The following is a 15388-nucleotide window of genomic DNA, read 5'->3' on the forward strand; positions in this document are numbered from 1 at the left end:
CGACCCATTCACCTGCAAGCATGGCGCGCCCGTCAGGCGCAGCGCCGTACACCGGAATTGACCATGACATCGACTGCGCAAGACCGCCCGGAACCTCGTACGACGGGCTATGTCCTGACCAGCAGCGTGACGTTCGCGATGGCGGCCGCTGCCGGCGTTGCGGTTGCCAACATCTATTACAACCAGCCGATGCTCGGCGTGATCGAGAAGGATCTGCCGGGCAAACTGTCCACGCTGATCCCCACCGCGACGCAGCTTGGCTATGCCGCGGGGCTGTTCTTCCTCGTGCCACTCGGCGACCTGATCGAGCGCAAACGGCTGATCGTGATCCAGTTCGCCGTCCTGGCTGCCGCGCTGGTCGCCGCCGCGATCGCGCCCACCGCGGGGCTCGTCGTGGCTGCCTCGCTTCTGGTGGGCATCGCCTCCACGGTCGCGCAGCAGATCGTCCCGCTGGCCGCCAACCTCGCCGCGCCGGACCGACGGGGGGCGACCGTCGGCACGGTCATGTCAGGCCTCTTGTGCGGAATATTGCTGAGCCGGACGCTCGCCGGCTTCGTCGCCACGCATGCCGGCTGGCGCGAGATGTTCTGGCTCGGCGTGCCGATGGCGCTCGCGGTCGGCCTCTGGATGGCGATCAAGCTGCCCCGCAGCCAGCCAGCCGCTACACTGTCCTATGGCGGTCTTCTCCGCTCGCTCGTCGGGCTATGGCGCGAGTTCGGCGCATTGCGGCTGGCGACCGTCACCCAGTCGCTGATCTTCGCCGCGTTCACCGCGTTCTGGACGATCCTCGCGCTCAGACTTCAGGAGCCGCGCTATGCGCTGGGCGCCGACGTCGCGGGCCTGTTCGGCATCGTCGGCGCAGTCGGCATCTTCGCCGCACCGATCGCCGGGCGGTACGCGGATCGAAAGGGACCGCATATGGTGATCGCGCTCGGCGCCGCGCTGACGCTGGTATCGTGGATCCTGTTCGGCGTGTGGACGTCGATCACAGGCATGGTCGTCGGTGTCATCGTGCTCGATTTCGCCGTCCAGAGCGCGCTCGTCTCCAACCAGCACATCGTCTACGCGCTGCGCCCCGAAGCGCGGGCGCGGCTGAACACGATCTTTATGGGCGGGATGTTCCTGGGCGGCGCGGTCGGGTCCGCCGCCGCGACGCAGGCCTGGGCCGCGGCCGGCTGGTTCGGCGTGGCCATGCTCGGCATCGTACTGACCGCACTGGCGACGCTGATCCAGACGGCCAGCCTGGTTCGGCGCAAGCGGGCGATCTGACCGATCGCCCAACGCGCTTACAGTCCGATAGAGTAGAGTGCGTGGTGCGCCAGGATGAACAGCGTACGACGATCGGCGCCACCGATGACGAGTTGCAGCGGACGTTCCGGGACGTCGATACGGCGTAACAGCGAGCCGTCCGGCCGGTAGACGAACACCTGTCCATTGGCAACGTACAGGTTGCCAGCCGTATCACGCGTCGCGCTCTCGCCGCCGCGCGGTGCGACGACCTTGAGGTCCGTCACCCGGCCGTCGTCGCCGACCAGACCGCTATACGTGCGATTCTCCGATCCGTTGGTCAGCACCACCCGCTCGCCGGGAGGCGCCGTGACGAACCCATAGGAGTCGAGCGTATCGGACCAGCGCCAGCCCTGATGATCGTCCGGCCCCTGGTTCCACACGCGGAACGCCGGCAGCACCAGCGACCCGTCGGGCGAGACATATTCCTGCGCCTTCGCCTCGCCCATCTTGCTGGTGAAGAAATCGGCGAGCGGTGGATATTGGTACGTCGTCGGATCGATCCGGTCGGCGAACTCGCCATTCGCCCAGACGTTGACGGGCAGCACAGTAGCCGCACCGCGTCGCGCCTTGGCTGGGGTTGGTGCGATGACTCGAACGTCAGCCGGCTTGGTCGGATCGATGCTGTAGACGGTCCCGTCTCGTCCGGCCGACGACAGCACCAGCAGATCGCCGGACTTGGCGACCGCGAGGTTCACCGCGTCGAGCGGCGCTTCCGCGACGATCGACAGGCCTTCGGTCTTCGACCAGCCATGGATCCGCTGGAAGCGACGATCGATGAAGTACAGCTTGCCCTGCGCATCGACCGCGCCACCGGCGATCGAATAGAAACCGTCGGCCAGTTTCTCGACGCCCGGCGTTGCCGGTATCGGAGTTCGCACTGCCGTGGCCGACGCTGCCGGCACGTCGAGCTTGGCGAACTCGAGTTCGCGCACTTCCTGCCCGCGCGTCATGTCCTTGATCGTGTTCTCGAACGGGAATTTGCTCGCGCGTAGATATGTGCCGCAGCCCTTCGCATCGCAGCTCGCGAGCCCGCTTTCGGCGTTCACGTGGACGTTGCGGAAACGGATATCGCCGGAGTTGTAGAGCTTTACCGCGGCGTCCATCGGCTTGATCGACCGTGTGACGCGGTAGCTGTGGTAATTGGCGAACAGGATGTTGCGCGAATTGCGGATCTCGGTGGAAATCGCGTCGACGCCGTCGCGCACTTCCTGCTCAGTCTGTGGCGCGAGGAATTCCCAGTTCTCGACGTTGTCGAGGACGATCTCGGCGCGATAATGGTGTTCGGCGGAGAGTTCGTAGACGTGGCCGGGGGTCTTGGTGTTCGAGACGTGGAAGCCCGCCGATGCCAGCGTGTTCGGCGACCAGATCGCCGCGAACGTGCCGCCGCCGCCGTCGGTCACCCAGATGCTCGGATGCTGGCCATCGAAGCGCGCACGCGGATCGCCGAACCCGATCGGGCTGCCCTTGGTCAGCACGGTGCCGCCCCCGCCCTGGATCTTGACGTCATTGATCATCGACGCCTCGCCCGCCTTCCAGAGAAGCGCGGTCGCACGCGGGTTCACGCCACCGGTCCATAAGCCCAACCCGGAGACGATCGCGTTGCCGCCTTTCGCGCTCTCCAGCAGCGCCTTCGGGCCACCGACGCCCATATAGGCCGGCGTCTCGTCGGGGAGATAGAGATGCGTGAGGCTCGGGTGTAGCGAGATCAGCACGCTGTCGGGCCGCAGCTTCAGCGTGTCGGTGACGCGGTAGCGACCGACCGGAAGATACAGCACACGGTGGGTGTCGATCGCGCGCTGCAAGGCTGCGGTATCGTCGGTGGTATCGTCACCTTTGACGCCCAAATCATGCACGTTCGCCCATTCGTGCACGGCCGGCGTGGCCCGAATAGCCGGCGCGCGTCGGGCGGGCAGTCGAGACAGCGGCGCGATCGAGACGTCGGTCGCATATTCGCCGATCGTACCGAGGCCCGCCAGCTTCAGACCGTAGGAAAAGTCGGCGACCCGGTAGGTTGGCCCCGCCGCCGCGACGGTCTTGCCGCTTTCGCGGAAGCGCGCGAAAGTCGGCGTATTGCTGGCGACCGCATTGTCGAAGCCGATTTGCGTGAAGACGCTGTTCTCGGCGGAAACGACGATGCCCGCCTGCGACACGTTCTCGAACCGGACGTCCTTGCCCCAGAATGAATCCGAATAGCCGCGGTCGATCTCGATGCCGATCGGCGTATCGCGGATCGCGACGTTGACCAGAGTTAGGTCGACCTCATGCTCGCGGATCGCGGCGTCACGCTGACCCTGGAACTCCGAATCGAGCAATGTGAACTGCCACGCGGGCGAGGTCTTCTCCGACATGATGCCGTATCGACCGCCGAAGAAGCGCAGATTCTCGAACTCGTTGCCCGCCTGATAGACGCCGGCAAGACCCGAGCCGATGTGGAAGTCGATGTGTCGCAGATAGCCGTGCTGCGCGACCCGGAAGCGCACCGCGACCGCGCCGGTATTGCCGTCGCCGATCCGGAAATCGACGTTGGACAGCGTGGAATAGAAAGTGCTCGAGGTGGCGTCGAAGATCGCCGGATTGAACGGCACGCTGGTGCGCGGCGGTACGGGTGCCTTGCCGACGCGGTACTGGTCCTCGCCGGTGAAGCTGACCATCGCCGCCACGCCGGACCCGAAGCCCGCGCTGTTGTCGGCGAGGACGATCTCCGGGCGAGTCGCGCCGACACCGAAGACGCGGACGGCGGACCGGATGAAGATCGTGCGACTAATCCGATAGCGTCCCGACGGCAGGAACACGACGCCACCATGACCGCCAGCCGCCGCCGCGTCGATCGCCTGCTGAATCGCCGCGCTATCGTCCGCGCGGCCATCGCCGACTCCCTTGACGGTTACCGCCTGCGGATCGTTGGGTTGGCTGAGATAGACCGAGACCGACTTGGTTGGCGCCGCCGTCTTTGCAGCCACGGTCTTTGCAACGGCCGGGCTGGCGACAAGAAGCACCGTTCCGCAGAGCAGCCATTTCGCAACCATCGTCCGTCTCCCGTTATCAGGACAGCAGTCCTACCGTTCGTGGAGGCCCGCTTCATCTGCGACGAAGGTCGTATTCGGGAACCTTCGATCCTCCCCCGCAAGGGGGAGGTGGCTGGCCCTTGCCAGACGGAGGGGGAGGTAAGGATAACGTCTGCTCCGTGTCCGCCCCCTCCGTCGCCTACGGCGCCACCTCCCCCTTGCGGGCGAGGATTAAGCAGAGATGTCAGATCGCCAGCGTCTGCGCGACGATCGCGGCCTGCGTCCGGTTGCGGACGTTCAGCTTGCGCATCAGGGCGGTCATGTGGACCTTCACGGTAGCCTCGGCGATCCCGAGATCGAAGGCGATCTGCTTGTTGAGCAAACCCGAATGCACGCCGCGAAGGACCCTGATCTGCGTCGGCGTCAGGCGCGGCGACGCGGCGCGCGTCGCGGCAGTGGTCGCTACCGAAGGTTGGTGCGTATGGTATCCAGGCCGTTCCATGGTCATCCCTCCCTGTGCGCCGGCCGAAATCGCAGCGGCCTAGGGCCGAGACGCGGTGGCTATCGCTGTTGATCCAGTGATCCGTTACGCGGATTCGGTTGGACAGGTTTTGACTATGGGCCGTGCTATCGGACGCAATCAAGCCTTTTTTGTTGTCAGATCGAAAAGACCTGTCGTACAGATCTGCCATCATATCGGCAGGCGAAGGCGCCGCCGACCAACGGGAGGGGCGTGATGTCACGAGCACTGGACGAGCGCGCGCGACTGCGGTCTGTTCGCCGATGATCGGCGCCGACATGCGACTCGTGATCGCCGCACTCGCGGGGATATTGCTTGCCGTCCTGATGATCGTGCGCGGTCGACTCCATCCCTTTATCGGCCTGCTGTGTGGCGCATTCACGGTGGGCCTACTTGCCGGACTTCCCCTACCCGACGTCGCCAAGGCGGTGCAGAAGGGGGTCGGCGACATCATCGGCGGCACCGGACTGGTGGTCGCGTTAGGCCTATCGCTCGGCGCGATGCTGCATCTGTCGGGCGCCGCTGCGTCGCTTGCCAAAGGCGCGTTGCAGATGACCGGCAAGCAAGCGGCACCATGGGCGACGCTGGGCATCGCGATCATCGTCGGGCTTCCGCTGTTCTTCGAGACCGGCCTCGTCCTGCTGCTGCCGATCGTCGTCGCGGCCGCCGAAGAAATGACCGGCAAGGACGGCGCGGAACGCGATGCCGCCAAGTTGAGGCTGATCATGCCCGCGCTGGCAGGGCTCGGCGTGGTCCATGCACTCGTGCCTCCGCATCCCGGCCCCCTGCTCGCGGTCGAGGCGTTGGGCGCCAACCTTGGCAAGACGATGCTCTACGGCATCGCGATCGCCATTCCGACGGCGATCATCTCCGGTCCGCTGCTCGCGAAGTTCACGACGCGCGGCGTGCGGCTGGAAGCGCCGGTATTGCATGATCCAGGGCTCGGCATCGCCCCGCCGCCGCGGCTGTCGTCGCTATTGATCGTGCTTCTGCCGGTGCTGATGATCGCGACCGGAGAGCTGGGCCAAATGATCCCGGGTATGAAAGGAACCGCATGGCTGGTCGCCGCAAGCAACCCTGTGGTCGCGCTGTTGCTCACCAACCTGATCGCGCTCCCGCTGCTGTTCGGCCGCCGCCTGCGTGAGGCTGCGATCCAGAACGCGGTGTGGCACGAGACGATGGGCGCGGCGGGCGCGATCCTGCTGGCGATCGGCGCGGGCGGCGCGTTGAAGCAGGTGCTGGTGACCGCAGGCCTGTCCGATCTGCTCGCGCGCACGGTATTGATGTATTCGATCTCGCCGCTGCTGCTCGGCTGGCTGGTCGCGGTCGGCATCCGCCTCGCGGCTGGCTCGGCGACGATCGCGACGATCACCGCGGTAGGCATCATGCCAGGCGTCGTCGCAAGCTCGGGCGTGTCCCCCGAATTGGTCGTGCTGGCGATCGGCGCGGGCTCCGTGTTCTTCAGTCACGTCAACGATCCCGGCTTCTGGCTCGTCAAAAGCTATGTCGGCACCAGCACCACGGACACGTTCCGCACATGGTCGATGCTGGAGACGTCGATCTCGGTAGTCGGCCTCGCGTTCGTCCTGGCGCTCAGCCATGTCGTCTGAGACTCCGAGCACCCCGCCGCCGATCGTCCCGGACAAGCCCGCCGCGAACGGCATAAGGCTCGCCGACCGCGCCTATACTGCGATCGTCCAGATCATCCTCGATGAGCAGCTCGCGGTCGGTGATCGGCTTCCGGCCGAGGACAAACTCGCCACCATGTTCGGCATGTCCCGCACGATCGTCCGCGAGGCGCTGGCGAGGCTCGCGTCCGACGGCATCACGCAGGCACGGCGCGGTGCAGGGTCCTACGTCAAGCGGCGACCGTCGGAGCGGCTCGGGTCGCACATGCCGATGGCCGACATCGCGGCGACGCTCGGCACCTACGAAGTCCGCTTCGTACTGGAGGCGGAGGCGGCGCGGCTCGCGGCACAGCGCCGGTCGCATCACCAGATGGACGCGATCGAACACGCGTTGGAGGCGTTGCGGACCGCGTTGCTGTCGAATGCGCCCGCGCATGACGAGGACTGGGTGCTGCACCGCGCGATCGCCGAGGCGACTGCCAACGCTGCGTTCCTGCCGGTCTTCGATCACCTCCAGGACGCGGTGATGCGGATCCTGCGCGCCGGTGTCGACATCTCGCGGTCGCGCGCGCCGGAAGTGATCAAGGCGATGATGGACGAGCACGACGCGATCGTCGAAGCCATCCGTGCGCAGGATGCGGACGGCGCGGCGCTGGCGATGCGCTGGCATCTCTCGCAAGGCCGCAAGCGCCTGATGCCCTGACGTGTCAGGCTTCGGCTCACGCGCCGCACCTGCGACCATGGTCGTAGATGATACCGCGCCCAGTATATCGTAGAGAACGACAAGAATGACACGTCGCCAGGCCGGACCACGGCACGCGCCACGTGCGACAAGGGGATGGACGGATGAACAAGGTTACGCGCGGTCGACGCTCAGTCGAATCTTTCAATGTTAACGCAACCAGCATGATTGTGCTGGCCACCGCGTTGCTCTGCGCTCCTGCTGCAGCCCAAACCGTTGCCCCGCCGTCCGACCTGCCCACTTCGACTCAATCGGCCGATCCGGCAGCGCCGCCCCAGACGCTGACCCCGCAGACCGCCGCAGAAGAGCAGGGCGCGCCGGACAAGGACATCGTCGTCACTGGGTCGCGCATCGTCTCGAGCGGCTACAACGCACCGACGCCGACGACCGTGATCGGCGAAGACCAGATCCTCAAGAACGCGCAACCCAACATCTTCAACGCGGTCGCGCAGTTGCCGTCGCTGCAGGGCTCGACCGGCGCGTCCACGGGCACGTTCAGCACGTCCAGCGGTACGCAAGGACTGAGCTCCTTCTCGCTGCGTGGCCTCGGCCCGATCCGTACGCTGACCCTGCTCGATGGCCAGCGCGTCGTCGGCGCCAACGTCTCCGGCGTCCCCGACATCAGCATGTTCCCGCAGCTGCTGGTCAAGCGCGTGGACGTCGTCACCGGCGGCGCATCCGCCTCCTACGGCTCGGACGCAGTCGGCGGCGTGGTCAACTTCATCACCGACACGCGCTTCAAGGGCTTCAAGGCGAACGTCCAAGGCGGCATCACCAATTACGGCGACGACAAGCAGGGCCTGGTCCAGGCCGCGTTCGGCACGTCGCTGTTCGGCGATAAGCTCCACCTGATCGTCAGCGGCGAATATGACGACGAAGACGGCGTGGGCCCGGGCGATTTCGGCACAGACCTCGCCAAGGGTCGCGACTGGTACCGCGCCACCACGCTCGTCAACACCGGTCAGACCAACAACGGCCTGCCGCAGTTCAACTATCGCGACTATGCACAGCCTTATCAATATGCGCGCTACGGCCTGATCAACAACGGCCCGTTGCAGGGCATCGCGTTCGATCAGAGCGGCGCGCCGTATAATTTCAGTTATGGATCGAACGGTCGTCCGACCGGCACCGGCGGCGTCACCAACTGCTTCCCCGCCAACAGCTTCTGCGTCGGCGGCGACCTATCGGGCGCGCCGGGCTCGGGCGCATCGCTCCAATCCTCGCTGGAACGGCTCAACGGCTTCGGGCGGATCGGCTTTGACTTCGCCGAGAACAACGAGGCCTATGTGACGGTCAACCTTGCGCAGGTGAAGACCAGCAACCAGCCTAGCCCGGGGTATAACCGCCCCAACCTGACCGTGCAGTGCGCCAACCCCTTCCTGCCGCAGTTGGTGCGGGATCGGTGTGCGACGGCGATCAATCCCGCTACCGGTACTCCAGGGATCACCCAGTTCAACTTCGGTACCAGCAACGGCAACTTCCCCGATCCTTTGGTCCAGACGGACCGGCGCCAGTACCGCTTCGTCGGCGGCCTGAAGGGCAAGTTCGAGATCGGCGGTACGCCCTGGAACTACGACACCTATTACGAACACGGCATTACGCTGGCGGCGATCGACGTCGACAATACCGTGTTGCAGCCGCGCTACGTCGCCGCGACCAACGCGATCACGCTGAACGGCGCGATCGTCTGCGCCGATCCGGTCGCGCGTGCCGCCGGATGCCAGCCGATCAACATCTTCGGCGGGGCGGTGCCATCGGCATCGGCGCTCGCTTATGTCACGCCTGCCAATGGCCCACTCCAGCGCACCAAGCTGACGCAGGACGTCGCCAGCCTCAACTTCTCCGGCGAGCCGCTCAACCTGTGGGCCGGGCCGTTGTCGGTTGCCTTCGGTGGCGAGTATCGTCGTGAATTCTACCGCGTCCACGGCGACCCCTATGGTGCGGGCGTCACCGCACTCAGCCCGAACAGCACAGCCTATCCCGCCGATCCGCTGCTGAATTCCGCGCTGGGCAGCAACTGGGCAGCTGGCAACTATAAGAACGGCCGCGGCAAGTACGAGGTGTATGAGGGATTCCTCGAACTCAACCTGCCGTTGTTCAACAGCGAAAAGATCGGCCGCGCAAACCTCAACGGCGCGGGCCGCGTGACGCATTACAGCACGTCGGGCACGGTCTGGGCGTGGAAGGCCGGCGGCACCTGGGATACGCCGCTCGACGGCATCCGGTTGCGCGCCGTCACGTCACGCGACGTCCGTGCGCCGAACCTGTCCGAACTGTTCGCCGCACCGACCGTCACCACGCTGCCGAACTTTACCAATCCGTTTTCCGGTAGCGGCGTGCAGGCGTTCCAGAACACCGTCGGTAACCCAGATCTGAAGCCGGAAATCGCGCGCAATACCGAGGTCGGTATCGTCCTGTCACACCCGTCGTGGGCACCGGGTCTCGGTCTGTCGTTCGACTATTACAAGATCAAGCTAGACGGCGTCGTCTCGACACTGTCGCCCGATCAGATCGTCCGCTTCTGCTTCGAGGGCAATCAAGCGTTCTGCGGCGGCTTCGTGCTGAACAGCCCGACCCAGGGCGGCAATTTCATCAACGTCCAGCCGTTCAATCTGGCATCTTGGAAGACCAGCGGGTTCGACATCGAGGCGAGCTATCAGTGGAAGAAGCCACTCGGCATCCCCGGCAACTTCACGCTCCGCGTGCTCGGCACGCATGTGAAGGAGTTCCTTGTCGACGCAGGGATCGCCGGCGTTGACGTCGTCGACCAGGCCGGAGCCAACAACGGCGCGACGCCGGACTGGAAGTGGCTGGCGACGCAGAGCTACGACAACGACGTCTTCAGCCTCAACCTGCAGGAGCGCTGGTTCTCGGACGGCGTGTTCGGCAATCAATATGTCGTCTGCACCACCGCTTGCCCGGTCTCGACCGCCAACCACCCGACGATCGACTATAACAAGATGAAGGGTGCCTTTTACATCGACCTCGGCGGTTCGGTGAACCTGACCAAGCAGGTCAGCATGTTCTTCAAGGTCGACAATCTGTTCGATCACGATCCAGAGCCCGCGCCGCAGACCAATACCGGCCTCGACGTGAACCCGGCACTGTACGACACGCTCGGCCGCTTCTACCGCCTGGGCGTCCGCGCCCGGTTCTGATCGACCTGTCCCCGGTAGCGGTTGCTATCGGGGAGCGTCCCAAGACCGTGCCAACGTGACCGATGGGCAAACGACCCGTGTCGAACGAAGACGGATCAGCCCTCGCTTTGCCAACCCGCACGGAGCGGCAGGCGCAGGACGCGGTCGTTCGCGGTCATGAACAACGCCCGCCCCCGTTCCCCGAACGCGCAGTTGGCGATCGGCGCGCCGGTCGTCACCAGCGCGAGCGGCTCCGCATCGGGCGTCATGAACATCATCCCGCCGGGCACCGAACACACCAGCGTTCCGTCCCGCGCGACCTTCATGCCGTCGGGCAACCCCGCCCCGCCCCGCGCCTTCATCGCCTTGGCGTCGAGCAGCACCCGGGCATTGCGCACGCCCTTGGCGTCGAGGTCGTAGGCCGTGATCCGCGGTGCGGCTTCGTCCGACACCGATACGTAAAGTCGCGTTTCGTCGGGCGAAAGTGCGATGCCGTTCGGTCGCGTCAGGCTTCCCTCCAGCAGTTCGACCACGCCACCGGGACGCAGCCGATAGACGCCGTTCACCGACATTTCCTTCAGCGGCGACGTATCGCCTTCGGTCAGGCCGTAGGGCGGATCGGTGAAGTAGAGCGTCCCGTCGCGCGCCACATGCATGTCGTTCGGGCTATTGAACCGCTTTCCCTGATACCGGTCGATCACCACCTCGCGTCGCCGCGTAGCCAGATCCACGCGATCGATCGAACGACCACCACTGTTCGCGATCAACAACCTTCCTGCATGGTCGAGCGTCAGTCCGTTTGCACCCGGCTCCTGGACGAGCTTCGGATCGGTACCGCCTGCCCCCGACGGATCGAGGAACGGCACGGCGGGGCCACCCTTGTGCCAGCGACGAACGATATTGGCAGGCGGATCGGAGAACAGCAGATACTGCCCTGCCTCCACCCATACTGGCCCCTCCGCCCAGCGAATGCCGGTGGCGATCGTCTCGACGTGCGTGTCGGGCGCGACCATCCGGTCGAACGCGGGCGACAGACGCTGGATGCGCGGCTCGCCAGCGGGGCCAGCACCAAAAGCAGGCGCGGCGACCATCGCCATCGCTCCGAACAGGATGTCGCGACGTCCCGGCCGGAACGTGCCCTTCGCGCGACGCTCGAGGCCGATCTGTTTCATAGTCGATAGGCCTGCTTGACCAGATCGTAGGCGAGCGCTCGGGCAACCTCGTGCGCTTCATCCTCTTCGAGCCGGTGTTCGGCGACGAGTTTCGCCAGGAAGGCACAGTCCATCCGGCGCGCGACGTCGTGCCGCGCGGGGATCGATAGGAAGGCGCGCGTGTCGTCGTTGAAGCCGACCGTGTTGTAGAAGCCGGCAGTCTCCGTCGCCCGCTCGCGGAAGCGGCGCATCCCCTCCGGACTGTCGTGGAACCACCAGGGCGGGCCGAGCCGCAGCGACGGGTAATGGCCGGCGAGCGGGGCGAGTTCGCGGGAATAGGTGTCCTCGTCGAGCGTGAAGAGGATCAGCGTCAGCCGGGGATCGTTGCCGAACCGATCGAGCAGCGGCTTCAGCGCGCGAACGAATTCGCCGGGCAGCGGGATGTCGCCGCCCTTGTCGCGGCCGAAACGTGCCAGCACCGAGGCGTTGTGGCTGCGCGATACGGCAGGATGGAGCTGCATCACCATACCGTCCTCGACCGACATCGCCGCCATCTCGGTCAGCATCTGCGCGCGGAAGAGTTCGGCGTCTGCGGCGGTCGGCTGCGCCATGACGCGCGCATAGAGTGCCTCGGCTTCGGCGGGCGTCAGGTCCGCCGTCGAGGCCGACGGGTGACCGTGATCGGTCGAGGTCGCGCCGGCATCGCGGAAGCGCGCACGGTGGAAGCGGTGCGCGGCGAGATAGCCCGCATAGCTGCCGACGTCTTCGCCCGCGGTCTCGCCGAAGCGGCGGACGTTGGAGGCGAAGCCCGGCGTGTCGGGATCGACGACGGGGTCGGGGCGATAGGCGGTGACGACGCGGCCGTTCCAGTCGCTCGCGCGGATCGCGGCATGGTGATCGAGCGGGTCGAGCGGGCTTTCGGTGGTGGCGATCAGCTCGATGCCGAACCGGTCGAACAGCGCGCGGGGGCGGAAGGCGGGTGTCTTCAGCGCAGCGTCGATCGTGTCGTAGTACATGTCGGCCGTCGCGGGTTCGAGGCGGACGTCGATGCCGAACGCTTCGGCGAACACCCAGTCGAGCCACATCCGCGACGGCGTGCCGCGGAACAGATGGTAGTTCGCCGCGAAAATCTTCCAGATCGCATGCGGATCGGTCTCGGTCGGACTGCCATCCACCGTCGGCACACCGAGCGCGTCCAGCGGCACGCCCTGGCTGTAGAGCATCCGGAACACATAATGATCGGGGACGATCAGCAGCGAGGCGGGATCACTGAACGCTTCGTTCCGCGCGAACCATGCCGGATCGGTATGGCCGTGCGGACTGACGATCGGGAGGTCCTTTACCCCGGCATGCAGCGCGCGAGCGATGTCACGAGTGCGGCCATCGCCGGGAAAGAGGCGGTCGGGATGGAGACGTAGCGGATGGGTCATGCGAGGCGTTCCGGATCGACGGGAGTATAATGCGGTACGAGCAGGTGGATAACCAGCAACGCGACGAGATAGGCGCATCCGGCGACCGCGAAGATCGGGCCATAGCTACCGACGCCCGCCAGGATGGTGCCCGCGAACTTGGCCATCAGCATGCCGCCGCATGCTCCCGCCAGCCCGCCGAGACCGATCACCGATCCGCCCATGCCGCGCGGAAACAGGTCGCCTGGGATCGCGTACACGTTGGCGGAGAAGCCCTGGTGACACGCGCACGCCAGGCCGATCGCCGCGACCGCCCACCACAATCCGGGTGCCTGTGCGGCGAAGATGATCGGCAGCGCGAACAATGCGCAGGCGAACAACGCCGTCTTTCGCGCGCGGTTTGGCGTCTGGCCGCGTGCCAACAGCCGCGACGAGAACCAGCCGCCCGCGACCGATCCGACATCGGCCAGCATATACACGGCGACTAGCGGTGGACCGAAATCGAGCATCTTCACGCCGTATTGCCGGTTGAAGAAATCGGGCAGCCAGAACAGGAAGGTCCACCACACCGGATCGATCAGGAACCGGCCTAGCATATAGGCCCATGTCTGCCGCAGTCGCAGTAGCGTGCGCCAGCGGACCGGCTTGGCGGCGGGCACCGGGTCGGCCTCGATCCACGCCAGCTCTTCAGGCGTCACGCGCGGATGCTTGCGCGGCGATCGGTAGAACGCGAGCCAGGCGACTAGCCAGATCACGGTCAGCGCGCCCGTCGCGACGAACGCCATCCGCCAGCCGAACGTCACCGCGATCACCGGAACGATCAACGGCGTGAGGATCGCACCGACGTTCGAGCCCGCGTTGAAGATACCGATCGCCAGCGCGCGCTCGCGTTGCGGAAACCATTCGTTCGCCGCGGCCAGGGCTGCCGGGAACGCCCCGGCCTCGCCGATCGCGAGCGGGATACGCGCGAAAATCATCATGCCGGCGCTGGTGAACAGCGCGTGCGCGACATGACCGATCGTCCACAGTGTCACCGCGACCGCATAGCCGATCTTCGCCCCGACCCGGTCGACGAACCGCCCGAACAGCACATAGGCGATGCCGTACGCCGCCTGGAACGCGATCGCGAGATCGGCATAGCCCTGCTCGCTCCAGTTATAGCGCGCCTGCAGTTCGGGTTTCAGCACCGGCAGCACGAGTCGGTCGATATAGCTGAGTGCGACCGCAGCGAAGAGCAGCGCGCAGACGATCCACCGCACTTTCCCGCGCGGTTTCTCGATCATGGTGGCGGCGGTTACCAGTTGCACAGCGTGCCATCCTCGAGACGCGCGACGGGGAGGTAGGCGCGCTTATAGTCATAAGTCGCGGCAAGCTCTTCGTCGATGTCGGCGCCGAGCCCCGGCGCCTCCCCCGGATGCATCATGCCGTCGTCGAAGCTGTACGCATGCGGAAAGACCGCATCGGTTTCGTCGGTATGCGGCATATGCTCCTGCACGCCGAAATTCGGCACCGACAGCCCGAAATGCAGCGCCGCCGCCATCGCCACCGGCGACAGGTCGGTCGCACCGTGGCAGCCGGTCCGCACCTGGTACAGGTCGGCAAGCGACGCGATCCGGCGCAGGTGCGTGATGCCGCCCGCGTGCACGACGGTCGCGCGGATATAGTCGATCAGCTGGTTCTGGATCAGGTCCTTCGCATCCCAGATCGAATTGAACACCTCGCCGACCGCGATCGGCGTCGTCGTGTGGTGACGGATCAACTTGAACGCCTCCTGGTTCTCGGCCGGCGTCGGGTCCTCGATCCAGAAGAGGTTGTACGGCTCGAGCGCCTTGCCGAGCCGCCCCGCCTCGATCGGGGTCAGCCGGTGGTGGATGTCGTGGAGCAGATGCACGTCCCAGCCCATCGCCTCACGCGCGGCCTTGAAGAGTTCGGGGACGACGCGGAGATATTTCTCGGTCGACCAGACGCTTTCGCTCGGCAGGTCGGCGTCGGCCGGCTCATAGCGCGCGCCGTGCTTGGCGACACCGTAGGTCGAGGCGAGCCCCGGCACGCCGCATTGCAGTCGGATCGCCTTGTATCCCTTGGCCTGCTCCGCCTTGGCGACCGCGATCGTATCCTCGATCGTCGTGCCGTTGGCGTGCGCGTAGACCATGCACGCATCGCGCGCCGCTCCGCCGAGCAACTGGTACACCGGCATCCCCGCGAGCTTGCCCTTGATGTCCCAGAGCGCGGTGTCGACCGCAGCGATCGCCGCCATCGTCACCGGACCGCGCCGCCAATACGCGCCCTTATACAGATACTGCCAGACGTCCTCGATCCGGTGTGCGTCGCGGCCGATCAGGCACGGCACGACATGGTCGGTCAGATAGCTTGCGACGCTCAACTCGCGGCCATTGAGCGTGGCATCACCGAGCCCGGTGGTGCCGTCGTCGCATTCGATCTTCAGCGTGACGAAGTTGCGGCCCGGACAGGTGACGATGACGCGGGCGGAAACGATCTTGGGCAT

The 15388-nt window shown here is 65.8% G+C and carries 10 protein-coding genes; 4 read left to right on the forward strand and 6 right to left on the reverse strand.

What is annotated here, in order from left to right; genetic code table 11:
- The first annotated feature begins 63 nt into the window (after nt 1-63).
- Nucleotides 64-1269, forward strand: a complete 1206-nt coding sequence (locus J4O76_RS09760) for an MFS transporter (RefSeq protein WP_426281550.1) — start codon at nt 64-66, stop codon at nt 1267-1269.
- Nucleotides 1270-1286: 17 nt separating this feature from the next.
- Here J4O76_RS09760 and J4O76_RS09765 read toward each other — a convergent pair whose 3' ends face one another.
- Together J4O76_RS09765 and J4O76_RS09770 are read right to left on the reverse strand one after the other, a co-directional pair.
- The gene (locus tag J4O76_RS09765) at nt 1287-4316 is read right to left on the reverse strand and encodes a glycosyl hydrolase family 28-related protein (RefSeq protein ID WP_426281551.1); all 3030 of its coding nucleotides are present in this window, start codon (nt 4314-4316) and stop codon (nt 1287-1289) included.
- A 223-nt stretch (nt 4317-4539) separates the two neighbouring features.
- On the reverse strand, nt 4540-4797 hold the full coding sequence (locus tag J4O76_RS09770) for a helix-turn-helix domain-containing protein (protein WP_426281552.1): 258 nt from the start codon (nt 4795-4797) through the stop codon (nt 4540-4542).
- A 281-nt stretch (nt 4798-5078) separates the two neighbouring features.
- Between J4O76_RS09770 and J4O76_RS09775 the strand changes: the two genes are divergently transcribed.
- The 3 genes from J4O76_RS09775 to J4O76_RS09785 all read left to right on the forward strand — a co-directional run bounded on the left by J4O76_RS09775 (nt 5079) and on the right by J4O76_RS09785 (nt 10343).
- Nucleotides 5079-6425: a GntP family permease gene (locus J4O76_RS09775; RefSeq protein ID WP_426281553.1), complete on the forward strand. Its 1347-nt coding sequence runs from the start codon at nt 5079-5081 to the stop codon at nt 6423-6425.
- Complete coding sequence (locus J4O76_RS09780; protein ID WP_136190959.1) at nt 6415-7146, forward strand: FadR/GntR family transcriptional regulator; 732 nt, start codon at nt 6415-6417, stop codon at nt 7144-7146. The genes J4O76_RS09775 and J4O76_RS09780 overlap by 11 nt, the downstream gene beginning before the upstream one ends.
- Before the next feature lie 203 nt (nt 7147-7349).
- Nucleotides 7350-10343 carry a TonB-dependent receptor plug domain-containing protein gene (locus tag J4O76_RS09785; protein ID WP_426281555.1) on the forward strand — a complete coding sequence of 998 codons (2994 nt, stop codon included), beginning with the start codon at nt 7350-7352 and terminating at the stop codon, nt 10341-10343.
- A gap of 95 nt (nt 10344-10438) precedes the next feature.
- Here J4O76_RS09785 and J4O76_RS09790 read toward each other — a convergent pair whose 3' ends face one another.
- From J4O76_RS09790 to manD, 4 genes are read right to left on the reverse strand one after another with little or no spacing between them, the layout of a single operon-like run.
- A complete protein-coding gene (locus tag J4O76_RS09790) occupies nt 10439-11494 on the reverse strand; it encodes an SMP-30/gluconolactonase/LRE family protein (RefSeq protein ID WP_426281556.1) in 1056 nt (351 codons plus the stop codon).
- On the reverse strand, nt 11491-12903 hold the full coding sequence (uxaC, locus tag J4O76_RS09795) for a glucuronate isomerase (protein ID WP_426281558.1): 1413 nt from the start codon (nt 12901-12903) through the stop codon (nt 11491-11493). Before uxaC ends, J4O76_RS09790 begins: the two co-directional genes overlap by 4 nt.
- Nucleotides 12900-14165 carry an MFS transporter gene (locus J4O76_RS09800; protein WP_426281851.1) on the reverse strand — a complete coding sequence of 422 codons (1266 nt, stop codon included), beginning with the start codon at nt 14163-14165 and terminating at the stop codon, nt 12900-12902. Before J4O76_RS09800 ends, uxaC begins: the two co-directional genes overlap by 4 nt.
- Before the next feature lie 11 nt (nt 14166-14176).
- Nucleotides 14177-15388: a D-mannonate dehydratase ManD gene (gene manD / locus J4O76_RS09805; protein ID WP_426281559.1), complete on the reverse strand. Its 1212-nt coding sequence runs from the start codon at nt 15386-15388 to the stop codon at nt 14177-14179.

It is taken from the genome of Sphingomonas sp. NFX23, assembly GCF_049887795.1.
Classification (GTDB): Bacteria; Pseudomonadota; Alphaproteobacteria; order Sphingomonadales; family Sphingomonadaceae; genus Sphingomonas.

What these genes read in the sequence shown, in the direction of transcription:
- J4O76_RS09760 (WP_426281550.1), top strand. Translation starts at nt 64, where the DNA reads ATGACATCGACTGCGCAAGACCGCCCGGAACCTCGTACGACGGGCTAT.
- J4O76_RS09765 (WP_426281551.1), bottom strand. Translation starts at nt 4,316, where the DNA reads ATGGTTGCGAAATGGCTGCTCTGCGGAACGGTGCTTCTTGTCGCCAGC.
- J4O76_RS09770 (WP_426281552.1), bottom strand. Translation starts at nt 4,797, where the DNA reads ATGGAACGGCCTGGATACCATACGCACCAACCTTCGGTAGCGACCACT.
- J4O76_RS09775 (WP_426281553.1), top strand. Translation starts at nt 5,079, where the DNA reads ATGATCGGCGCCGACATGCGACTCGTGATCGCCGCACTCGCGGGGATA.
- J4O76_RS09780 (WP_136190959.1), top strand. Translation starts at nt 6,415, where the DNA reads ATGTCGTCTGAGACTCCGAGCACCCCGCCGCCGATCGTCCCGGACAAG.
- J4O76_RS09785 (WP_426281555.1), top strand. Translation starts at nt 7,350, where the DNA reads ATGATTGTGCTGGCCACCGCGTTGCTCTGCGCTCCTGCTGCAGCCCAA.
- J4O76_RS09790 (WP_426281556.1), bottom strand. Translation starts at nt 11,494, where the DNA reads ATGAAACAGATCGGCCTCGAGCGTCGCGCGAAGGGCACGTTCCGGCCG.
- uxaC (WP_426281558.1), bottom strand. Translation starts at nt 12,903, where the DNA reads ATGACCCATCCGCTACGTCTCCATCCCGACCGCCTCTTTCCCGGCGAT.
- J4O76_RS09800 (WP_426281851.1), bottom strand. Translation starts at nt 14,165, where the DNA reads ATGATCGAGAAACCGCGCGGGAAAGTGCGGTGGATCGTCTGCGCGCTG.
- manD (WP_426281559.1), bottom strand. Translation starts at nt 15,388, where the DNA reads ATGCCCAAGATCGTTTCCGCCCGCGTCATCGTCACCTGTCCGGGCCGC.